Origin of the sequence: Microbacterium sp. LRZ72 (genome assembly GCF_033792225.1) — a bacterium.
Classification (GTDB): domain Bacteria; phylum Actinomycetota; class Actinomycetes; order Actinomycetales; family Microbacteriaceae; genus Microbacterium.
In genome coordinates this window covers 129,861-151,706 of sequence record NZ_JANGEX010000007.1, presented here as the reverse complement: position 1 = coordinate 151,706, position 21,846 = coordinate 129,861, and the positions used below count along the sequence as shown (strand labels likewise).

At 72.7% G+C, this 21,846-nt stretch carries 19 protein-coding genes; 12 read left to right on the top strand and 7 right to left on the bottom strand.

All coding sequences use genetic code 11. From position 1 onward, the window contains the following. Positions 1–155 precede the first annotated feature (155 nt). Positions 156–1,745 (top strand): stealth conserved region 3 domain-containing protein, encoded by a 1,590-nt coding sequence (locus M4I32_RS09655; RefSeq protein ID WP_319034275.1) that lies wholly within the window; start codon positions 156–158, stop codon positions 1,743–1,745. Here the strand turns inward: M4I32_RS09655 and M4I32_RS09650 are convergent. Next, complete coding sequence (locus M4I32_RS09650) at positions 1,699–2,697, bottom strand: phosphodiesterase (RefSeq protein ID WP_319034274.1); 999 nt, start codon at positions 2,695–2,697, stop codon at positions 1,699–1,701. The two genes, M4I32_RS09655 and M4I32_RS09650, sit on opposite strands and share 47 nt — an antisense overlap. Positions 2,698–2,826: 129 nt before the next feature. Here M4I32_RS09650 and M4I32_RS09645 point away from each other — a divergent pair, with 129 nt between their 5' ends. Next, positions 2,827–3,426 (top strand): PadR family transcriptional regulator, encoded by a 600-nt coding sequence (locus tag M4I32_RS09645; RefSeq protein WP_319034273.1) that lies wholly within the window; start codon positions 2,827–2,829, stop codon positions 3,424–3,426. A 301-nt stretch (positions 3,427–3,727) separates the two neighbouring features. Beyond that, a complete protein-coding gene (locus M4I32_RS09640; RefSeq protein ID WP_319034272.1) occupies positions 3,728–5,053 on the top strand; it encodes a hypothetical protein in 1,326 nt (441 codons plus the stop codon). Positions 5,054–5,362: 309 nt separating this feature from the next. Here M4I32_RS09640 and hpf read toward each other — a convergent pair whose 3' ends face one another. The 5 genes from hpf to mtrA form a co-directional block, all read right to left on the bottom strand. After that, positions 5,363–6,019, bottom strand: coding sequence for a ribosome hibernation-promoting factor, HPF/YfiA family (hpf, locus tag M4I32_RS09635; RefSeq protein WP_319034271.1), 657 nt, complete (start codon positions 6,017–6,019; stop codon positions 5,363–5,365). A gap of 105 nt (positions 6,020–6,124) precedes the next feature. Further along, positions 6,125–6,823: a ComF family protein gene (locus tag M4I32_RS09630; protein ID WP_319034270.1), complete on the bottom strand. Its 699-nt coding sequence runs from the start codon at positions 6,821–6,823 to the stop codon at positions 6,125–6,127. 110 nt (positions 6,824–6,933) lie between these two features. Next, positions 6,934–8,604: an LpqB family beta-propeller domain-containing protein gene (locus M4I32_RS09625; protein WP_319034269.1), complete on the bottom strand. Its 1,671-nt coding sequence runs from the start codon at positions 8,602–8,604 to the stop codon at positions 6,934–6,936. Continuing rightward, entirely contained in the window at positions 8,601–10,334 is a 1,734-nt protein-coding gene (gene mtrB, locus M4I32_RS09620; protein WP_319034268.1) for an MtrAB system histidine kinase MtrB, read from the bottom strand. The genes M4I32_RS09625 and mtrB overlap by 4 nt, the downstream gene beginning before the upstream one ends. Before the next feature lie 4 nt (positions 10,335–10,338). Further along, complete coding sequence (gene mtrA / locus M4I32_RS09615; RefSeq protein WP_319034267.1) at positions 10,339–11,019, bottom strand: MtrAB system response regulator MtrA; 681 nt, start codon at positions 11,017–11,019, stop codon at positions 10,339–10,341. A gap of 232 nt (positions 11,020–11,251) precedes the next feature. On the opposite strand from mtrA, the gene M4I32_RS09610 reads away from it, so the two are divergent. The 8 genes from M4I32_RS09610 to M4I32_RS09575 all read left to right on the top strand — a co-directional run bounded on the left by M4I32_RS09610 (position 11,252) and on the right by M4I32_RS09575 (position 19,984). Beyond that, on the top strand, positions 11,252–12,562 hold the full coding sequence (locus M4I32_RS09610) for a glycerophosphoryl diester phosphodiesterase membrane domain-containing protein (RefSeq protein WP_319034266.1): 1,311 nt from the start codon (positions 11,252–11,254) through the stop codon (positions 12,560–12,562). After that, complete coding sequence (locus tag M4I32_RS09605) at positions 12,522–13,229, top strand: DUF4129 domain-containing protein (RefSeq protein ID WP_319034265.1); 708 nt, start codon at positions 12,522–12,524, stop codon at positions 13,227–13,229. The genes M4I32_RS09610 and M4I32_RS09605 overlap by 41 nt, the downstream gene beginning before the upstream one ends. After that, a complete protein-coding gene (locus M4I32_RS09600) occupies positions 13,226–14,437 on the top strand; it encodes a DUF4350 domain-containing protein (protein ID WP_319034264.1) in 1,212 nt (403 codons plus the stop codon). Before M4I32_RS09605 ends, M4I32_RS09600 begins: the two co-directional genes overlap by 4 nt. Further along, complete coding sequence (locus M4I32_RS09595) at positions 14,434–15,390, top strand: MoxR family ATPase (RefSeq protein WP_319034263.1); 957 nt, start codon at positions 14,434–14,436, stop codon at positions 15,388–15,390. The genes M4I32_RS09600 and M4I32_RS09595 overlap by 4 nt, the downstream gene beginning before the upstream one ends. Positions 15,391–15,399: 9 nt before the next feature. Continuing rightward, on the top strand, positions 15,400–16,719 hold the full coding sequence (locus tag M4I32_RS09590; RefSeq protein WP_319034262.1) for a DUF58 domain-containing protein: 1,320 nt from the start codon (positions 15,400–15,402) through the stop codon (positions 16,717–16,719). Between the two features lie 252 nt (positions 16,720–16,971). Next, positions 16,972–17,442, top strand: a complete 471-nt coding sequence (locus tag M4I32_RS09585) for a Fur family transcriptional regulator (RefSeq protein ID WP_319034261.1) — start codon at positions 16,972–16,974, stop codon at positions 17,440–17,442. After that, positions 17,439–18,956 carry a catalase gene (locus tag M4I32_RS09580; protein ID WP_319034260.1) on the top strand — a complete coding sequence of 506 codons (1,518 nt, stop codon included), beginning with the start codon at positions 17,439–17,441 and terminating at the stop codon, positions 18,954–18,956. Before M4I32_RS09585 ends, M4I32_RS09580 begins: the two co-directional genes overlap by 4 nt. A gap of 227 nt (positions 18,957–19,183) precedes the next feature. Continuing rightward, positions 19,184–19,984, top strand: a complete 801-nt coding sequence (locus tag M4I32_RS09575; RefSeq protein ID WP_319034259.1) for an aquaporin — start codon at positions 19,184–19,186, stop codon at positions 19,982–19,984. 6 nt (positions 19,985–19,990) lie between these two features. Here the strand turns inward: M4I32_RS09575 and M4I32_RS09570 are convergent, their stop codons facing one another. Further along, complete coding sequence (locus M4I32_RS09570) at positions 19,991–20,986, bottom strand: stage II sporulation protein M (protein WP_319034258.1); 996 nt, start codon at positions 20,984–20,986, stop codon at positions 19,991–19,993. An 18-nt stretch (positions 20,987–21,004) separates the two neighbouring features. On the opposite strand from M4I32_RS09570, the gene M4I32_RS09565 reads away from it, so the two are divergent. Next, entirely contained in the window at positions 21,005–21,841 is an 837-nt protein-coding gene (locus M4I32_RS09565) for an RDD family protein (protein WP_319034257.1), read from the top strand. The last annotated feature ends 5 nt before the right edge of the window (positions 21,842–21,846 follow it).

Here is a 21,846-nt window from a genome sequence, read left to right as displayed (position 1 = left end):
ATCCGTTGGGTCATCGCACGGCGAAACGCGCGCGCGACAGGCACGTCCCCTCATGTTACCGATCCGCACACCTTCATTCCCTGGGCGCGCGGACCCGCCCCGCGCCTTAGACTCGATCGCGGCCTCTCCGGTCGCGCGAGCGAGAGAGGTGATCGATGACGCCATGGGGTGCCGTGTCCGCCGAGAACGAACCCGGCTGGGCGCGACTGCTGCGCAGACAGGATGTGGTGGTCGACGGGGGGCTGCCGCATCTGGTGGCCGAAGCCACCCCGGCCGAGGCCGAGCGGGACGACCTGCTGCGGATCGCCGACACACTCGAGCGCGCCGGCATCGAACCCCTCCTGATCCGGCGCGCGAGCGGCCGCCCGGCACTGGCGGTGCGATCCGAGGCGCGTGGCGCGGCTCTCGCCGCCCTCACGGAGGACGCCGCCGCGGAGCCGTGGATCATCCAGCGGCGTGGGGGTCGCGCCCGCGTGCTCGCCGTCGAGGGGCGACGCGCGTTCGGCAAGGCGGATGCCGCCACCCTGTTCCGCCCGCGCGTGCACCCGGGGGGAAGCCTGCACCTGGGCGTCGAGCGCGGCATCCGGCTCGAGTTCTGGCACGGCGACGGGACCGTGGTGCGCGCGCCGCACCAGAACGCCCTCACGCGGCGGATCATCGCCGTCGACGACCTGCGCATCGCGCGGGTGGAGCGGTACGGGCGCAGCTGGCGCACACTGGAGCGCATGTTCGTGCCCGGACCCGCAGAGTTCACCGACGACGTCGACATCGTCTTCTCCTGGGTGGACGGCTCGGGCGACGACTTCCAGCGCGAGCGGGCGCGGCGGATGCGGCGCTACGTCGTCGGGGACGGCGACGAGCACGCGGCGCGCTACCGGCACCTGGACGAGATCCGCTACGCCCTGCGCAGCGTGCACATGTTCGCGCCGTGGATCCGGCGGATCTTCATCGCGACCGACTCCCCCGCGCCGTGGTGGCTGCTGCGGCATCCGAAGGTGACGATCGTGCGCAGCGAGGAGTTCTTCGCCGAAGCGGCCGCACTGCCCACGCACAACTCGCACGCGGTCGAGGCGCAGCTGCACCGCATCGACGGGCTCGCCGAGCACTTCCTGTACGCCAACGACGACATGTTCTTCGGCCGTCCGGTGCGTCCGGAGCTGTTCTTCACCCCCGGCGGGATCTCGCGCTTCGTCGAGTCGAAGGTGCGGATCGGCACGGGAGGCACCGCGCCGCACCGCTCCGGTCACGACAATGCGGCACGCGTCAACCGGGACCTGCTCGAGCAGCGCTTCGGCCGCGTCATCACGCGGGACCTGGAGCACTGCGCGGCGCCGCTTCGCCGCAGCGTCGCCTACGAGCTCGAGGCGGCGTTCCCGGAGGAGTTCGCCCGCACGGCCGCCGCGACCTTCCGCTCGGCGAGCGACATCTCGGTGACCAACTCGCTCTATCACTACTACGCGCTGATGACGGGACGCGCCATCGCCACCACAGAGCCGCAGACGCGTTACATCCAGACGACGCTGCGTCCGTCGCTGCCGGCGATGGAGCGTCTGCTCGCGCGCCGTGACGCCGATATGTTCTGCCTCAACGACGGCAGCCGGCCGGAGGTGCCCGAGGAGGTCCGTTCGCGTGTGCTGCGCGCGACGCTCGACGCCTACTTCCCCGTCCGCTCCCCCTGGGAGACCGACGACCGAGAGGTCAGGCCCGGATGGCGGCACCCGCTGTCATCGGCAGACGCGTCGTAGCCGCGGCATCCTCCCAGGCCGCTGCACCGGCCGCGGTGATGACGACGCCCTGCTCGGCCAGCCGTCGCCGCGACTCGTCCGCGTCGACGTGCTCGAGCGGGGCGGCGTCCCCGACCGCGACCACGGAGTGCACGATCGTCTCGTCGTAGACGTGCACGAGGTTGTACCCCTGGGCGGCATCCTGCGGCCGCGTCCCGCCGACGGGCACCCCGAGATCCTGGGTGTAGCAGGTGGCCGACGCGACAGAGACGGGGATGCCGGCGAATGTGGCCGAGGTGGAGTAGTGCAGGTGGCCCGCGAGGATCGCGCGCACGTCGGTTCCGCGCAGCACGGCGGCCAGAGCGCGCTGGTCGCGCAGTTCGACGGTCGCGGCCAGGTCGAGCACGCTCGGCACCGGCGGGTGGTGCATCGCGAGGATCGTGCCGTAGGGAGCGGGCGTTGCGAGTTCGAGGGCGAGCGCGTCGAGCTGCGCCGGGGTCACCTCGCCGTGATGGTGACCGGGCACGGAGGTGTCGAGGCTGATCACACGCAGCCCGTCGATGTCGTGGACCGCATCCCGCGGAGCGAGCGGAGCCTGGGTGGCGCGCACCACGCCGCCGCCGTCGTCGTCGTCGAAGAGCCCGGCGGTGTAGGCCCCGCGGTCGTCATGATTGCCCATGACCCAGATGACGCGGGCCGACATGCGCTGCGCCACGGGCTCGACCAGGTCGCGCAGCTGTGCGTAGGCGCCGGCCTCGCCGTGGTCGGCGAGGTCGCCGGTGAACACGAGCGCGTCGGGCCGCGCCCCGGACGCCTCCAGCTGCGCCAGCCCACGCTCCAGCCGCTCGGCCGCGTCGATGACGCCATAGAGACGGTCACCGCCCGCCCGCAGATGCGTGTCGCTCAGGTGCACCAGGTGGTGGCTGGGGCGCCCGTACTCGGAGAATCGCGTCGGTGTGTCCGCCCTCGCCATACCCCGCATGTTACCGGCGTGTTTCGTCCAACCGGAGAACAACACGTGAACGCTGCCGGGATTTCCGGGTCCGTGCATTTTTCCCGGAATGCATATACTCGGTATGCACCACGAACTCGAGAGGACCGCATGTCCGTGCGCCAGAGCCTGCTCGCGATCCTCGCGCAGGGGTCGTGCTACGGCTATCAGCTGCGCGGGGAGTTCGCGCGCCGCACGGGTGATGCGCGCACGCTCAACGTCGGCCAGGTGTACAACACCCTCGACCGTCTCGAACGCGACGGGCTCGTCGCACGGGGCGCCTCCGACGAGCGCGGCCACGTCTTCTACGAGGTCACGGACGCCGGCCGCGACGAGGCGCGCACCTGGTTCGACACTCCCCTGCCACCCGGTGGCGACGACCTGCCCGCCAAGCTCGCGCTCGCCTCGACCTTGCCCGGCATCGATGCGAGGGCGGTCGTGCGCCGGCAGAGGGCGGCATCGGCCGCCGCCCTGCGAGAGCTGCGGGTACGCGCCGCCGAGCGGAGCGCGACGGGCTCCGCAGCCGCGGGCCTGGCCGCGCGCATCGTCGTCTCGGCGCTCCTGCGGCGCACCCAGGCCGAGCTCGACTGGCTCGATGACGTCGATGCGCAGCTGGCGGGCGCCCCGACGACGGGGCTCGAGATCGAGGCGCGGACGCCGCGGCGGGGGCGCCCGCCGAAGAACGCTGCGCGAGAAGCGCTGCGCGGCTGAGCGCCCGCGGCCCCGCCGGCCATTCCGCGGACACGCGGGCCCGCTTCCGGCCGAACGGGGCGTCCGGCGCATGATGGAGCCACGAGCGAAAGGCATCACATGATTGCGCACGTTCCGGCATCCGGACCGCCCTCGACGACGAACGATTCGGCCCTGCCCCCGACCCAGCCGATCGACCTGACCGACCTGCAGGCCATTCCCCCGCATCCGGCCTGACGCACGGCTGTGTGTGCGCGCACCACCGAATCAGTGGCGGTGCGCCGGTGCGGAGTGCGCGCCGCGCCGATCTAGGATCGAAGGCATGGCCGGGTTCTGGGGCAAGCGCAAGCGCGAAAAACAGGCGGAGCAGGATGCGCAGGACGCAGACCTCGCCCGCCGCGCGGGAGCCGCGCTGGTCGCGGCCGACGAGCGCATGCGTCTGACGGTCGACGAGCTCGACTTCGCCGAGGCCGAGCTGGGCACCGCTCCCACGAAGGACCTGCGGGAAGCGCTCGAAGCCGTTCGCGCCCACATGGGCGAGGCGTTCCACCTGCACCAGCTGAACCACGACGAGATCCCCGACACCCCCGACGAGCTGCGCACCCGGAATGCCCGCATCATCCAGCTGGGCGGCTGGGCGGAAGATCTGCTGGAGGAGCGCACCGCGGCGCTCGAAGAGGCGATCGAACGCGTGCGGCGCGCACCCGAGATCCTGGCCCGCGTGCGCGCGGACGCCCAGCGCCTGCGAGCCCGGATCGACCCCGCCCACGAGGTGGTCGCGCGCCTGTCGGCCCGCTACAGCGACGCCGCCCTGCACCAGATCGCCGCCAACCCCGACGAGGCCGAGCAGCTTCTGGCCTTCGCCGATCACAGCGCCGATGTCTCGACCCGGCGGCGCGAGGCGGGCCAGCGCGAACAGGCGCACGTGGCGCTCGAGGCGGCCACCGAGGCGGTGCGGCGAGCCGTGACGCTGCTCGATGCCGTGGACGGCTGGGAGATCGAGGCGCTGCGCGCCGAGACGACGCTCGCCGATGTCGTCGAGGATTCGCGCGGCGATCTCGTCGCCGTGCGCGATGAGCCGCAGACGCCCGAGGTCGTCGCCGCCGTCACCGCACTCGAGCGGGCACTCGGCGCGCTGCCGTCGCCGGGCGCGCGCTCCGATCCGTTCGAGGATCTCTCCCGCCTGCGGGAGGCGAACGGCGCCTTGGATGCCGCGATCGACAAGGCGCGCGAGCGCGCAGCCAGACCGCTGCCCGACATCGCGCACGTTCGCCACGCGATCGACGACGCCGAGCGGCAGCTGCACATGGCGCGCAGCGTGATCGCGGGCCACCGCGGCTGGATCGGCGCCGATGCCCGCACCCGGCTCGCCGAGGCCGAGCGGGCGCGCACCGACATCGAGCGGCTGCCCGACGCCGATGAGTCCCGGGAGCAGGCGCTGCAGCTGGCCCGCCGCTCGGGCGCTCTGGCCAGCGAGGCTCTTCACCTGGCGCAGCGCGACATCGACTCGTCCCGTCCCGACGAGGGCTGGGGCGGCGGTGGCGGCGGTGGCGGCTGGGGCGGTCGCGGGGGCGGCGGCATGGGTGGAATGGGCGGCCTGCTCGGCAGCATGGTCATCGGCGGCCTGCTCGGCGACATCTTCGATTGAGGCCGGCCGCGGCATCCGGACGCACCGGCATCCACACGCACGCGGCATCCAAACACACGCGGCATCCACACGCACGCGGCATCCACACGCACGCCGGCCCCGTAGTCCGCGCCCTGATCGCACGCGACCGCTCGCGGCCCTCACCCCCATTGCGGCTGCACTTTTCGGCGCCGGCGCCGGCGATCGCTGGCGCCGCGGCCGAAAAGTGCAGCCGCAAGGCCAGGGGCAGCGTGCCAACCGGCGCCGGAGGCCCCAGACAGGCGAGGAGGGGCGCGACCGGTCGGTCGCACCCCTCCTTGCCTGATCGCGCTATGAGGCGAGGGCCGCCTCGGGCGGCGCCTGCGTCTCGAGCGAGATCACGCCGTAGTCCCAGCCCTTGCGGCGATACACCACACTGGGGTGGTCGGTGCGCGCATCGACGAACAGGAAGAAGTCGTGCCCAACCAGCTCCATGCGGTCGACGGCCTCCTCCGCCGTCATCCACTCCGCGTCGAAGCTCTTGACCCGGATGACGACGGGCGTGTACTCCTCTTCCTCCTTCTGAGAGGGGGGCGTCTCGCCGTTCTCGACGGCCCGGATCGTCTCGATCGACGCGGGTTCGACGTCGATGCCCTCGAGCTCCCCGCTGCCCTTCTCGAAGTGGGCGCCGCGCGGGTGGTTGCGGGCATCGACTCGCTTGCCCTTCAGCCGCCGCAGCTGCTCGCACATCTTGTCGACCGCGAAGTCGAGCGCGGCGAACTTGTCGCCGTCCGTGGCTTCCGCCCGAACGAGTGGACCCTTGCCCACCAGCGTCAGCTCGACGATGTCATCCGGCACGCGTCCGTTGCGGTAGGCCCGATGGGTGACCTTGATATCGATGCGTTGCGCGCGCGAAGCGAGTTGCTCGATGCGCACCACCTTCTCCTCGACAACCGAACGGAACCTGTCGGTGACGCTCACGCCCACGCCGACGATGCTGGTTTCCATCTGTGACCTCCTTGTTCGGGACGGTCCGCCCCCACAAGGGCGGACCGCGGTCGCCTTTGTGCCCTCCACCGTAGCCCCCGCCCCCGAAGGTGTCACGCATGGATCTCACCCGCGTCCCCCGTGCCCGCCACGGGGTCCGCCGTGGCGCGGGGTCGCCGAGACGGCGGCGGCGCCGACCACGAGGCCACCCGCCGCGGTCACGGCCCGAGCGGCCTCGGCGAGGGTCGCCCCGGTCGTGACGACGTCGTCGACGATCACGATCCGTCGTCCCGCCACGTCCCTCGCCCGCATGCTGGCTGCGACATTCGCCACCCGTTCGTCGCGGTCGAGACCCCGCTGATCACCCGGCTGCCGCACGAGGGCCAGCGCCCGGTGGGGCGCCACCCCGATGACACGGCAGCACCTGTCGGTCACGCGGAAACCGCGGGCGCGATCGGACCTGCGCGTGCCGGGAACCGTCACCGGGGTGAGGGTGGATGCCGCGGCATCCACGTCGCGCGCGAGGGTGGCCAGCGCCGCGGCGAGCAGCGGGCCCAGATGACGCACCAGCCCCGGCCGCGCCTCGTCCTTGATCGCCCGCAGCACGGCGGCCACGGCCCCGGTGTGCATCGCTCCGACCACGATGGGGGCGCCTCCGGCAAGACGCGCGATGGATGCCGGAGCCGGCACGAGATCGCGCGCGCACCGCGCACAGACGGGCCCGGGCGCACGCCGGCACACGACGCAGTCGACCGGGATGACGAGGTCGCCGGCCTCGCGTATCGCACGGGCGAGCGCGGCGGCTGCGCGTCTCGGATCGGCCACCTCACGAGCGTGCGCCGCCCGGCGCGCGGCGAGGCGGCGGGAGACGCCCGTCGGGGAGAACGCCGCCCGGCGTGTCGCGGGGAGGGCGGGTGGCGCGCGCGGCGGCCGCGTCAGCCGGAGCCGAGCTGCGAGCCGAGAACGGCGACGCCCTCGGCCGCGAGCGTCCAGGCGATCCCGCGGCGCTGGTACAGATCACCCTCGGGGACGAGCGCCCGCACGGAGGCGGATGTCGCTCCTGCCGCCAGCGCCGCGATCTCCGGCCCCGGTGCGTCTTCCTGCACCGAGAGCCCGCCGACCGTCTGCTCCCGTACGAGAGCGGCGTCGGTCCCCTCGACGACGGCGGCGAGCGTCTGGTCGTCGAGCCACGCGACATCGCCCGACTCGCCCGCGAGGGCGTTCAGGCGCACGGGCTCTCCCAGCCCCACCGGGCGCAGGTCCGCATCGCGGATGATGCCGGAGACGGTGAGCCACGAGGTCGCGCCCGACCGGACGATCGCGGCCATCCTTGTCCCGTCCCGCGAGACCTGCATCGCCTCGATGCCGTCGAAACCCGACCAGGCCCCCTCGATCGCGATCGGCTCCCCGTCCGCGGTCGTGGCCTGCAGCCGACCGGGGGAACCGGCCGGCACGCTCCAGATGGCACCGTCCGGGTCGATCGCGGGATCGATCATCCCGGCGCGGGCGTCGACGGGCGTGACTCCGCTCTCGGCGTCGACCCGGAACGCTCCCCCCTCGGTGCGCACGGCCACCGCCTCTGCTCCACGCCCGAGCGCGGCCGAGACGATGCCGAGGCCCTCCACGGCCTCGCTCAGCCCCTCGATCGGGGTGACCTCGTCTCCCGACAGGTAGCCGAAGCCGTCGGCGGCGAGCACGAGCGGCTGCGCATCGATCGAGGTGCTTTCCACGCGCGCCGGCTGAACCGACAGCGCGGCCCCGTCGACGAGCAGTTCCACTCCCGTGATGCCGGTGCCGCCGAGGCTCCCCTGCAGCTGCCGCAGCATCCGTCCGAGCGCGACGGGATCGGCTTCGAGCGCGGACGAGCTCAACTCGACCTGCGCGACGCCCGCCTCGACGGTGACGGCCTGCTGTGAGAGCGCGACATCCTCGGGCACCGCCGAGACGACGGACTCCGCCAGCCAGGGACTCGGGACGCCCTCGACGATCGCCTGAGCGATGTGGGTGGCAAGGTTCGTGCGCTCCGGATACCAGCGCACGTCCGGAACGAGGAACCGCCATGCGGGATCGAAGTACATGATCGACGCAGAGCGGAACACGGTGTCGAAGGACTCGGCATCCAGGAGCAGCCCGGTCGGTGCGACGCTGATGCGCCACTCCCCGTCCTCCTGCTCGGCGAGCTCGTACGTGAAGCTCGCGCCACCGTCCGCGACGGCGCTGTATGCGCCGGCGGCGTCGAGGTCCGCGATGGGCTCGGCCTCGATCTCGACCGTGTCGTCATCGAGCTCGGCGATCTCGCGCTCCCCGAGCTCGTCGATCGTCACGCCGCTCAGCGGGTCCCACTCCTCGCGCACGTCCGGTGCCAGGAACAGTCGCGCGGTCGCCCACCCGTCCTCGGGGTTCGTCGCGGCCGAGACGAACCCCTCCACGATCTGGCGCGGGGTGGCGCCCGGTTGGGGGCCGTCCGGGAAGAACGAGAAATCGGGCACGACGGGTTCCGACCCCAGCTCCGGGCCTGGGTTGACCGGTCCGCTGCGCGGAAGGCCCGCGCAGCCCGCCAGTACGAGCACCAGTGCCGTGAGTGCGGCGACCGTCCGAGCCCTCACGAGCTGCTCCCCCGCCCGCGCGGGATGCCGCCGTCGTCACCCGCGCCGTCCGGCTCGGGCTGCAGCACGCCCAGGTCCTCGAGCGGGGCGTGGTCGTCGTTGTCGGCCTCGAGCCGCAGGGGCGAGGCGTCGATCGGCACACCGGGCTGGCGAGGCAGCGTGAGCACGAAGTTCGACCCGCGTCCGGCTTCGCTCCAGACCGCCAGCGATCCGCCGTGCAGACGTGCGTCGCCGAGCGCGATGGACAGCCCCAGCCCCGAGCCGCCGATGGAACGCTTGCGGGAGGGGTCGGCACGCCAGAACCTGTCGAAGACGCGCTCCGCGTCGCCGGGCCGCATGCCGAGACCGTAGTCGCGCACACCGATCGCGACGGCGGAGGCATTGCTGTCGACAGTCACCACGATGGGTCGCCCCTCTCCGTGCTCGATCGCATTGCCCAGCAGATTGCGCACGATGCGCCGCACGCGTCGGGCATCCATGTCGACGGGAGAATATCCGCCGGGGGCGACGAGGCGCACGTCGCTGCCGTGCTGCTGGGCGAGCTGGTCCATCGATTCGATCACGTCCTCGGCCAGGTGCGCCAGGCTCGTCGGCTCGAGCTCCAGCAGCACGGATCCGGCATCGTACCTGCTGATCTCGAGCAGGTCGGTCAGCAGGATCTCGAACCGTTCGACCTGGGCGTAGAGCAGCTCGGCGGCGCGGGCCGTCGCAGGATCGAAGCTCTCACGCTGGTCGTTGATCATGTCGGCGGCGAGGCGGATCGTCGTCAGCGGGGTGCGCAGTTCGTGCGAGACGTCCGAGACGAACCTCTGCTGCACGAGGGAGAGCTCCGCCAGCTCCTTGATCTGCGTCTGGATGCTGTCGGCCATGGCGTTGAAGGAACGGCCGAGCGTGGCGAGCTCGTCCTCGCCGCGCACCGGCAGGCGCACCTCGAGGTGGCCGGACGCGAGCTGTGCGCTGGTGTCGGCGGCCTCGGAGATCGGCGTGGCGACGGAGCGCAGCACGAACCACGAGATCGCGCCGATCAGCACGAGCAGGGCCACGCCGACGATCCACAGGGTCACCTGCACGAACCCGAGGGTCTGCGACGCCGCCTCGAGGTCGTACGCGAGGTACAGCTCGTACGCCCCCACGTCGGGGACGGCGAGCTGCTGGCCGACGACGATGCCGGGGATCTCGGCGCCTCCGGCATCCGTCAGCGCGATGGACTGCCACCACTGCGTCGACGGCTGCGTCTGCACGCGTTCGCGGAGCCCGTCCGAGATCAGATCCTCCGTCAGCCCGCCGGCTCCGATGTTCGGCGGCGCGATCGACGACGGCTCGGTGTCCACCCGGAACAGCGCGATGCGGTCGGTGGCGGACTGGCGGGCGATCTCGATACTCACGGCGGCCATGAGGTTCTGCAGGCGCACTCGGTCGCCCTGCGGTTCGGCCGAGTCCAGCGTGCGCTGCGCGGCCACCGCCGCGCGGCTCGAGTCACCCTGCACCTGCTCGAGGCGCGACTGGAAGAGGTCGTTCTGGATGGCCAGCGCCATCCACACGCACGCGATGGCGATCGCCAGCGCCGTGCAGGCGAGCGTGATCAGCAGGGTGCGAAAGCGCAGCGAGGTGCGCCACAGCGCCGACGATCCCTCGGGCCACGTGGCCGGATGCCGCCAGTCGAACGTGACCGACGTGCGGGTGGTCGGGGCGACGGGCTGGCCCCCGCTGTCGGCCGCTCGCCGCGACATCGGCTCAGACCGCGGCGCCGGCGCGATAACCCACGCCGCGCACCGTCGTGACGATCTTGGGGTTGTCGGGGTCGAGCTCGACCTTGGCGCGCAGGCGCTGCACGTGCACGTTGACCAGGCGGGTGTCGGCCTTGTAGTGGTAGCCCCATACCTGTTCCAGCAGCATCTCGCGCGAGAAGACCTGCTGCGGTTTCTCGGCGAGAGCGACGAGCAGTTCGAACTCGAGCGGCGTCAGCGCGATGGGCTCATCGTCGCGGCGCACTTCGTGCGCGTCGACGTCGACGCTGAGATCGCCGATGTGCAGCACCGTCTGCGACGCCTCGGGGGCCGGGCGCAGCCGGGTGCGGATGCGGGCGACGAGTTCTTTGGGGTTGAACGGCTTGACGATGTAGTCGTCGGCACCGGATTCGAGGCCCTTCACGACGTCGGCCGTGTCGGTGCGCGCGGTGAGCATGATGATGGGCACGCCGGACTCGGCGCGCACGCGCGTGCAGACCTCGATGCCGTCCATGCCGGGCAGCATCAGATCGAGCAGGATCAGGTCGGGCTGCTCCGCGCGGAACGCCTCGACGGCGGCCGCCCCGTCGACGCAGAAGAGGGGCTCGAAACCCTCGGCGCGCAGCACGATGCCGATCATCTCGGCGAGCGCGGTGTCGTCGTCGACCACCAGGATGCGTGATGTCATGGAACGGCGTTTCGTCCTTCTGCGACCAGGTTCCGGGGCGCGGCGCCCCCGCGCCGATACCCACACAGTAGTCGACACCGGTCGGGTACTCGCCGTGCACCGCCGGGGCCGGGAGTGTCGCGCCCCTGTGACACGATGGTCGGGGTGCCACGATGGTCACGGTGCCACGATGGTCGCGAGGCGCGTTGACCTCGCAGCCGGCATCCGTCGCCCGCCCGCCGCTGGAGAGCACATGACCGCCTACCCCGCCTGGACCCCGGCCCCGCGCCCGGGCATCATCCCGCTGCATCCGCTGACGTTCGGAATGATCCTCGGCCGCTCATTCTCGGCCCTGCGGCACAACCCCCGGGTGCTGCTCGGCTTCGCCCTCGGCACCATCGGGCTGGTCTATCTGCTGCTGATCGCCGGCATCGGCGGCGTCGCGTGGCTGTCGTACTCGCGGCTCGACACCGTCACACCCGGAACCGACGACTGGGACGCGATCACCGCGGGTTCCACACTGATCACCGGGCTCACCGCGTTCGTGCTCGGCCTGCTCGCGATGGCGATGCAGATCATCGTGCAGGCCGTCGTCGTCGGCGAGGTCGCCCACGCCGCCGTCGCAGAGAAGCTGACGGTCGGCGCCCTGTGGCGCCGCGTCAGGCCGGCCATCTGGCGGCTGCTCGGCTACAGCCTGCTCGTCTTCGTGGCGATCGCGGTGTTCGTCGCGGTCGTCGTCGGGGTGGTGGTGCTCATCGCGGTCACCACGTCGCCGCTGCTGGCGATCCCGTTCTCGGTGCTCGCGGTCCTCGGGGCGATCCCTCTCTATCTCTGGCTGTCGACCAAGCTGCTGCTCGTGCCGGGTGCGCTCATCCTCGAGCGGGCAGGCCTCTTCGCGGCCATCGGCCGCTCGTGGCGGCTCATCCGCGGCCGCTTCTGGCCCGCGCTCGGCGTCATCGTGCTCATCTCGCTGCTGTTCGGCACGGTGTCGCAGTTCGTCAGCCTGCCGCTGTCGTTCGCGGGCAGCGGGCTGACCACGATCTTCTCCCCCACCGGTGAGCCGACCTCCGGTGCCGTCATCGCGCTGATCGTGACCCTGGGGCTGACCTACATCATCACCCTGCTCGTGCAGGCCGTCGCGATCGTCGTCCAGGCGACGGCGTCCACGCTCATCTACGTGGACTGCCGCATGCGGCACGAGGGACTCGACATCGATCTGCTCTCGTACGTCGAGCGGCGGGACGCCGGCGTCCCCGATCTCGCGGACCCGTGGACGATGGGCATCGGGCGCGCGGCGCCGGCCACGCACCCGGCGTCGCCGCCCGCGCCTGTGCCCGGCGCCCCGGCTCCCGGATCGCCGGCGACCCCCGCACGCCGTCTGCCCGGCGATGGTGAAGCGGATGCCGCGGGCGGCGGTGCGGCCGTCGCTCCGGACCGCGACGTCGACGCGCCCCGGGACGCCACGTCACCGCCACAGCCGCCGCAAGGGGGCCGCCCCGCTTCGACGGAGTGGGCGGCACCCGGTGACGACGACGCACCGCCCCCGCCGAGCCGAGGGGCGTGAGCGGATGGGGCTGAGCCGGCTCGATCCCCTCCCTCCGCCACCGCTGGAACCCGACCGGGACGAGGCGCGGCGGCTCGCGGAGCAGGAACTGCAGCGCGCCGAGTACGACATCGCCCAGCCGACGCCGATCGACCTTCTGGCGCAGGCGATCGGTGATGCGATCGACGCGCTGTTCGGCGTGCAGGCCCCCTCGGGGCTGGGCGCGGTGCTGCTCGTGGCGGCGGTGCTCGCGATCGTCGGGCTCATCGTCATCGCGTTCGTGATCTGGGGGCGGCCCCGCGCCGTCGCCCGCTCGCAGGCGGCGCCCGCACTGCTGTTCGGCGACCGAGACGAACGCGACGCGGCGGCGCTGCGCACGGATGCGGAGCGCGCCGCGACGGCGGGCGCGTGGGACGAGGCCATCGCCCTGCGCTTCCGGGCGCTCGCCCGCAGCGCGCTCGAACGTGGCGCCGTCGATCTGGGCCCCGGCGCCACCGTGCAGGCGTTCGCCCGACGTGCGGGCGCGGTGTTCCCCGCCCACGCCGCGGACGTGGATGCCGCGGCCGACATCTTCGACGACGTGCGGTACCTGCGCCGCCCCGCCACACCCGATTCCTACGCTCTGCTCGCCCGTCTCGACGAGGCGCTGCTGCGCGAACGGCCCGCGACGGAAGCGGTGGCGCGGTGACTGCGGTCTCTCCCGCAGCTCGCGACGAGCGCGCCCCGTCCGCACCGCCCACGCGCCCCGGCCGGCGCCGCGCGGCCTGGTCGTGGGTCGCGATCGCCGCGTTCCTGGTCGTCGTCGGTTCCGCGGCGGCGGCGCTGTCGGGCATCGGCGAATGGTCGGACCGCGGCGCGCTCGATCCCGAGAGCGCGGGACCGGACGGCGCCCGAGCCGTCGCCGAACTGCTGCGTTCGGGCGGCGTCGACGTCGAGGTCGCGCGCGACCGCGATGATGCCCTCGACGCCCTGGCGCGCCAGCCCGATGCCACCCTGGTCACGGTCGACTCGCCCCTGTTGAGCGATGAATCCCTGCGCGGGCTCTTCGCCGCGGCAACCGACGTCGTGCTCATCGATCCCCGCGCCCGCGGCGTGGCGGCGCTGATCCCCGGCGCCACGGCGGGCACCGTCGCTCCCGCCACCGCCGTCGCACCGCACTGCGATCAGCCGGATGCCGCCCGCGCCGGCACCATCGTCCCCGGCCGGGTGTTCGTCCCCGACGACGCGACCGACGTGAGCGCCTGCTATCCGGCCGCCGACGGCTTCGGTCTGCTCGTGGCGCCCCATGACGGCGGCCGCGCCGTCGTCGTGGACGGGCACGAGGTGGTCGCGAACGACCGGTTGGCGGATGAGGGCAACGCTGCCCTCGCACTCGGGCTGATGGGCCGCCGCGAGCATCTGGTCTGGTACGTGCCCTCGGTCGACGACGCGGAGTTCACCGCGCCCCCGACGCTGGGCGAGCTCACGCCGGGATGGGTCACGCCCGCGATCGTCCTGCTCGCGGGGGCTGCCGCAGCCGCCGCGATGTGGCGCGGCCGGCGGTTCGGACCGCTCGTGCACGAGCGACTGCCCGTGACGGTGCGCGCGTCCGAGACGATGCAGGGCCGGGCACGGCTGTATGCCCGTGGACGCGACCACGCGCATGCCGCTCGCGCGCTGCGCGTCGGCACGCTCGGCCGCATCGCGGGACTGGTCGGGGTGGGCGCAGCGGCGTCCGACGAGGATGTCGCCGACAGCGCCGCGGCGCTGCTCGACCGCCCCCGTGAGGCCGTGCGCGGCATCCTGGTCGACGACGTCCCCCGCACCGACCGCGACCTGCTCGCGCTCAGCGACGGGTTGCGCGAGATCGAGACGGCGGTGCACGCCGCCGTCAATGGCGAAGGGAGAACCGGATGACAGACGACGCGCTGCGCGAGGCGATGAGCCGCGTGCGCACCGAGGTCGGCAAGGCCGTGGTGGGGCAGGATCGCGCCGTGACGGGGATGCTGGTCGCCCTGCTCGCGCGCGGGCATGTGCTGCTCGAGGGCGTTCCCGGTGTGGCCAAGACGCTCCTCGTGCGCGCGTTCAGCCGCGCACTCGACCTGTCGACGACCCGCATCCAATTCACCCCCGACCTGATGCCCGGCGACGTATCGGGCTCGCTCGTGTACGACGCCCGGTCGGGCGAGTTCGAGTTCCGTGAGGGACCCGTGTTCACCCACGTTCTGCTCGCCGACGAGATCAACCGCACCCCGCCCAAGACGCAGGCCGCGCTGCTCGAGGCGATGGAGGAGCGGCAGGTCTCGGCCGACGGCGTCACCCGTCCCCTGCCCGACCCGTTCCTCGTGGCCGCGACGCAGAACCCGATCGAGCACGAGGGCACCTATTCGCTCCCCGAGGCCCAGCTCGACCGCTTTCTGCTGAAGCTCGTCGTCGACGTGCCCGACCGGGACGCCGAGGTGATGCTGCTGCGCCGGCACGCCGACGGATTCTCGCCCCGCGACCTGGATGCCGCCGGTGTGCAGACCGCGGTCGCCATCGAAGACGTGCACGCCGCCCAGAGTGCCGCCGCAGCGGTGACGGTGGATGACGACGTGCTGGCGTACGTCGTCGACCTTGCACGGGCCACGCGCTCAGCCCCGTCCGTGCTCCTCGGCGTCAGCCCGCGCGCCACCACGGCGCTGCTGGCCGCCGCGAAGGCATGGGCCTGGCTCGGCGGATACCCGGCCATCACGCCGGATCACGTGCAGACGATGCTCGTGCCCGTGTGGCGGCACCGGCTGCGGCTGCGGCCCGAGGCCGAGATCGAGGGGGTCTCCCCCGACGCCGTGCTGCGCTCGGTGCAGCAGCAGACCCGCGTTCCCATCTAGGCGGTCCGCATGTTCGTCACGGGTCGACTCGCGCTGCTGATCGGGATCGGTGTGGTGCCCGTCGCGTTGCTCTCGGCGGCCGGCGGCGGTTCCGCTCCGATCGCGTGGGCCGTCGCACTCGCCTGGCTGGTCGGGGCCGAAGGTGCGGCCGTCGTCGACGCGCTGCTGGCCGCCGACCCCCGCCGGGTGCGCGTCGACCGCGAGCTTCCCGCGCGCGTGCGGCTCGGCGAGCCCGTGGCGGTGCGGGTGCGCGTCGTCAACACGGGCCGCCGCCGGCTGGCAGGCATGCTGCGCGACGGGTGGGAGCCCACGGCCGGAGCCGAGCCCGACCGCGCCGCGCTCGACGTGCCCGCGGGCGAGGCGCGCGACGTGACGATCGGGCTGCGGCCGCGGCGCCGGGGCGAGCGACGAGCCGCGTTCGTCGCGGTGCGCTCCCGGGGCCCGCTCGGTCTGGCCGGGCGCCAGGCCGTGCTCGCGCAGCCCGCATCCGTGCGCGTGCTGCCCCCGTTCGCCTCGCGACGGCACCTGCCCTCCCGGCTGCAGCGCCTGCGGGAACTCGATGGCAGCACCAGTGTGCTCGTGCGCGGGCGGGGCACCGAGTTCGACTCGCTGCGCGAGTACGTGCGCGGCGACGATGTGCGCTCGATCGACTGGCGGGCCACGGCGCGCTCGCGCACGACCATGCTGCGCACGTGGCGTCCCGAGCGCGACCGCCACGTCGTGATCGTGGTCGACACCGGGCGCACCTCGGCGGCGCGGGTCGGTGACGGCACCCGGCTGGACGCCGACATCGAGGCGACCCTGCTGCTGGCCGCCCTGGCCGATCGGGCCGGCGACCACGTGCACGTGCTGTGCGTCGACCGGGTCGTGCGCGCCCGCGTCACCGGCGCGCGGGGCGCGGCGCTGCTGCCCGCGCTCGTCGACGCGCTCGCCGGCGTCGAACCGCAGCTGATCGACACCGACTGGGAGACCGCCACGCGCGAGGCAGCCCGGTTCACCACGCGGCCCTCCCTGATCGTGGCGCTCACCGCCGCCGATGCCGCCGCCGCCAGCAGGTCGCTGCTCGGCGCGCTGCCCGCATGGACCGCGAAGGCCCGCGTGCTGGTGGCCGCCGCCACCGACGACGAGATCGAGGTCGCGGCGCAGGAGCGTCATACGAGCGAGGACATCTGGCTCGCGGCCGCGGCCGAGCGCACGCTCGCCGACGCGCGGGGACTGGCCCGGATGTTCGTGCGGCTCGGTGCCGACGCGCTGACGGCGACGCCCGAGCGTCTACCCCCTCTCGTCGCGGACCGCTACCTCGAGCTGAAGGCCCGCGGCGGGCTCTGACCCGGTGCCCGCCGGAGCCGGTCCCTGCCGGCGGTCCCTGCCGCCGGTCCGCGCCGACGCACGACCGTGCGTGCACAACTGCGGTTCGCCCGGGCGGCACGCCGCCATCCAGCCCCGGCATCCGGCGTGTCGGCGCGCACCCCCGCAGTTCTGCTCGAGTTCACGCCTGCGCTCGGGTCCCGACCGGACACCCCGACAAGACGCGACCGGTTCGTGTTTGCGAATGATTCAGGATTGGCTAGGCTGAGGTCGATGACCGAGACGCAGCCCGAGAACGCCGCCAGGCACGAGAGCACCGCGTCCGATGCCTCCGCGCTTCTGCGCCACGCCGGCATGCGCGTCACGGCACAGCGCACCGCGGTGCTGACGGCGCTCGCCGAGGCGCCGCACGCCCCCGTCGACGCTCTTCACCACGCGGTGCGCGATCGCCTGCCGGGCATCGCCCTGCAGACCGTCCACGGAGTGGTGAACGATCTGACGGATGCCGGCCTGGTGCGCCGCGTGAGCCTGCCGGCCGCGCCGAGCGCCCTGTACGAGCTGCACCGCGCGGACGACAACCACCACCACGTGCAGTGCGTCGTGTGCGCCCGCGTCGAAGACGTCGACTGCGCCGTCGGCGAGGCACCGTGCCTGCACCCCTCCCATGACCACGGCATGCGCGTCCTCGAGGCGAACGTGACCTTCCGGGCCATCTGCGCCGAATGCGAAAGGAATCAGAGATGACCGAACCGAACCACACCACGAAGGACAACGGGGCACCCGTCGCGTCCGACGAGTTCTCGCGCACGGTCGGGCCCGACGGCCCCCCGGTTCTGCACGACCACTACCTGGTCGAGAAGCTCGCGCAGTTCAACCGCGAGCGCGTGCCCGAGCGCGTCGTGCACGCCAAGGGCGGCGGCGCCTTCGGCACGATGACCATCACGGAGGACGTGTCGCAGTACACGCGCGCCGCGCTGTTCCAGAAGGGCGCCGAGACGCCCCTGCTGCTGCGCTTCTCCTCCGTCGCCGGTGAGCTCGGCTCGCCCGACACGTGGCGCGACGTGCGCGGCTTCGCGCTGAAGTTCTACACGACCGAGGGCAACTACGACATCGTCGGCAACAACACGCCGGTCTTCTTCATCCGCGACGGCATCAAGTTCCCCGACTTCATCCGCTCGCAGAAGCGCCTCCCCCACACCCACCTGCGCGACGCCGACATGCAGTGGGACTTCTGGACCCTCTCTCCCGAGTCGGCGCACCAGGTCACCTACCTCATGGGCGACCGGGGCCTGCCGGCATCCTGGCGCACGGTCAACGGCTACGGTTCGCACACGTACCAGTGGACCAACGCCGACGGCGAGCGGTTCTGGGTGAAGTACCACTTCCACGCGGTGAACGGCACCGAGAACATCACCGGCGAGCAGGCGCAGCAGATCGTCGGCGAGGACACCGACTACTACCTGCGTGACCTGTACGACGCGATCGAGCGCGGCGACCACCCGAAGTGGACGGTCAAGGTGCAGGTCATGCCGTACGAGGACGCCAAGACGTATCGGTTCAACCCGTTCGACCTGACGAAGATCTGGCCGCACGAGGACTACCCGCTGATCACGATCGGCGAGTTCGAGCTCAACCGCAACCCGGTCAACTACTTCGCCGAGATCGAGCAGGCCGCCTTCGAGCCGTCGAACTTCGTGCCCGGCATCGACGCGAGCCCCGACAAGATGCTCCTCGCGCGCATCTTCTCCTACGCCGACGCCCACCGCTACCGCATCGGCACCAACTACAACGAGCTGCCGGTGAACCGTCCGCTGACGCAGGTGAACTCCTACGGCAAGGAGGGATCGATGCGCCACTTCTACAGCGGCGGCGAGCGTCCGGTCTACGCGCCGAACTCCCTCGGCGGGCCGCAGGCCGACCCGGCCGCCGCGGCCGAAGGCGGCGGCTGGCAGGCCGACGGCGAGTTCGTCCGCTCGGCCTACATCCCGCGCGCCGAGGACGACGACTTCGGTCAGGCCGGCACGCTCGTGCGCGAGGTCTTCGACGACGAGCAGCGGGCCCGCTTCGTCGACACCCTCGTCGGACAGTACGAGTCGCTCACGCGCCCCGAGGTCAAGGAGCGGTTCCTGTGGTACTGGACGCAGGTGGACCAGACCACGGCCGACAAGATCCGCGCCCGCGTGGGTGTGGATGCCGGAGCCGACTCCCCGGGCGCGCCCTACAGCGGCGAGCCGGAGCAGGAGCCCGTCACGGTCTGAGGCGAGCGCGAACGCCGTTCCCGCGAGGGGCGGACGGGGTCATCCCGTCCGCCCCTCGCGGCGTTGCGGGCGAGGTGGCACGTTCACCGCCGGATCGGCGTGCCCCCGGTGGGCGGGCGGATGCCGGTGCCATCATGCTGGATGGGGCCCCGCCGTGTCGCGGGCCCCGCATCCATCCTCCGCCGCGCCGCACCCGCCACGGAGCCGCCCGCCCGAGGGAGCACCCGATGACCGAACCGAGCAGCACCGAACGACCCGGCCCCGTGCCGCGCGGCACGCCGCCGTCGACGGGTGCACGACTCGCCGCCGAGGGGTTCGGCACGTTCCTGATCGTCTTCGGCCTGGTCGGCGCGGTGCTCTTCGGCTCTTCCCTGGCCGGCGCGGGCGATGTGTCTGCGGTCGGTGTGGTCTCGCTCGCGGCATCCGCGGCCGTCGGTCTGGCCGCCGCCGTCGCCGCCTACGCCTTCGGTCCCCTCTCGGGCGGACACTTCAATCCGGCCCTCACCCTCGGACTCGCTGCGGCCGGACGCTTCGCCTGGCGCGAGGTCGGCGGCTACATCGCGGCGCAGATGGTCGGTGGGGCCGCCGCCACGACGGCGATCGTGCTCGTGGGCCTGTTCGGCCCCGAGGGGTGGCTCACGGCGGCACAGGACGGCGGCTTCGCCAGCAGCGGATGGGGCGCCCTCTCGCCTGGCGGCTTCGGGATCGCTGCGGCGATCATCATCGAGGTCATCCTCGTGTTCCTGCTGATGCTCGTCGTTCTCTCGACCTCACGCCCGAGCACGGGCACCGCGCCGCGCGTCAGCGGCATCGGCGTGGGCCTGATGTTCGGTCTGATCTACCTCGTCAGCATCCCGGTCGACAACGGGGCGGCGAATCCCGCCCGCTCGTTCGCCACCGCCCTCTACGGCGGCCCCGAGGCGCTCGTGCAGCTGTGGGTGTTCATCGTGTTCCCGATCGTCGGTGCGGTCGCCGCGGGCTGGGCCCACCGTTCCCTGTTCGGCGAGAGGGCCGCGCCCGAGGCGTGAGGGCGCTCAGCCCGCCACCAGCGTGGGCGTTCCCCGTTCCGCCTCCGTCAGGTCCCCCGTCTCCCCTGCGCGAGTAGCGCGGCCGCCGACCCACAGCATGTAGAACAGGAACACACCGAGCGCCGCGGCGCCGATGCCGATCTTGACGGGCCACGGCCAGGTCTGGCCGGTGACGAAGCCCTCGACGAGCCCCGAGAGCAGCAGCGCCAGCACCAGACCGATGGTCACGGTCCCCAGCGAACGTCCCGCGGCAGCCAGCGCCTGGCCCCGCGACCGCGGACCGGGCGCGATCCACGACCAGAAGATGTGCAGTCCCGCCGCCCCGGCCACGAAGATGCTGGTGAGCTCGAGCAGGCCATGCGGCAGGATGTACAGCACGAACACGTCGCCCGCGTCGAACGCGAACATGACGGCCGCGGCCGTGCCCACGCCCACCGCGTTCTGCATCAGCACCATGACGGGCCAGAAGCCGGTGATGCCGAACATCACGCACTGCGCGGCGATCCACGCGTTGTTGGTCCAGACCGTTCCCGCGAACGCCGCCGCGGGGTTCTCGGTGTAGTAGTCGACGAACTCGCGCTCGGCGTAGTACGCCAGATCGGCTTCCTCTCCCAGCGCCGCCACGAGCGCGGGGTCGCGCGAGATCCACACCGCGATCACGGCCACGATGGCGACGAAAGCCGCGGCGATCACCAGCGTGGTCCAGCGCAGCCGGTAGAGAGCGGCGGGCAGCTGCAGCGCGAAGAAGCGCGGCAGGGCACGCAGGGGGTTCTCCCCCGACCCCGTCAGCCGAAGCCGTGCGCCCGCGATGAGGGTCGAGACGACGTCGGCCTGGGGCGTGCGGCCGGCCGACGTCTTCAGATCGGCCAGATCCGCGGATGCCGACTGGTAACGCTCGACGAGCTCGTCCACGTCTTCGCCGGAGGGCCGGCGCAGACGCTCGAGCTGCGCGAGCCGCTCCCACTCCGCGGAGCGGGCGGCGGTGAGTGCATCGAGGTCCACGCCGCCTAAACTACCCGCATGAGCGGCGCCGGCATCCCCGAGCTGACCCACGTGCATCAGGACGAGGTGCTGACGGGCGAGGCGGTGGCCCTCGACGTGCAGCCCGTGGGGCTCTTTCTGCGCGCGCTCGGCGCGGTGATCGACCTGCTGATCGCCGCCGCGCTGCTGCTGCTCGTCTTCGTCATCGGCGCCGGGCCGCTGTCGGCCGTGCTGCCGGCCTCGGTGATGGGGATCGCGACGATCGTCGCGCTCGTGGGCGTCACGGTCGTGCTGCCCACGGCGGTCGAGACCGCCAGCCGCGGGCGCAGCCTGGGCCGGCTGGCCGTCGGCTCGCGCATCGTGCGGATGGACGGGGGCGCCTCGGGATTCCGGCAGGCGTTCATCCGGGCACTGGTCGGGGTGTTCGAGATCTACTTCACCCTCGGCGTCGTCGCCGTCATCACGGCGGCCTTCACCCCGCGCGCCCAGCGCCTGGGCGATCTGCTCGCGGGCACCTACGCGCAGCGCACGCGCGTGCCGCCCCTGCCCGCGCCGCTTCCGCCGGTGCCGCCGCAACTGGAGCAGTGGGCGGCGACGGCCGACGTCGCCCGGCTGCCCGACCGCCTGGCCCGGCGCGTCGCGCAGTTCCTGCGGCAGAGCGATCGTCTGGCTCCCGCGGCCCGTGAGCGCATCGCGCACGAGCTGGTGGCCGAGGCATCCGGGTACGTCTCTCCCCCGCCGCCCGCGGATGCCGTGACCGCGCTCTTCGCCGTGGCGGCCGTGCGGCGCGACCGTGAGTACCGTGCGCTGCAGAACCGGCAGGCGCGGGTCGAGGCCCTCGCCCCGGCCGCCCGAGCCGAGCAGCCGCCGCTCTAGCGACA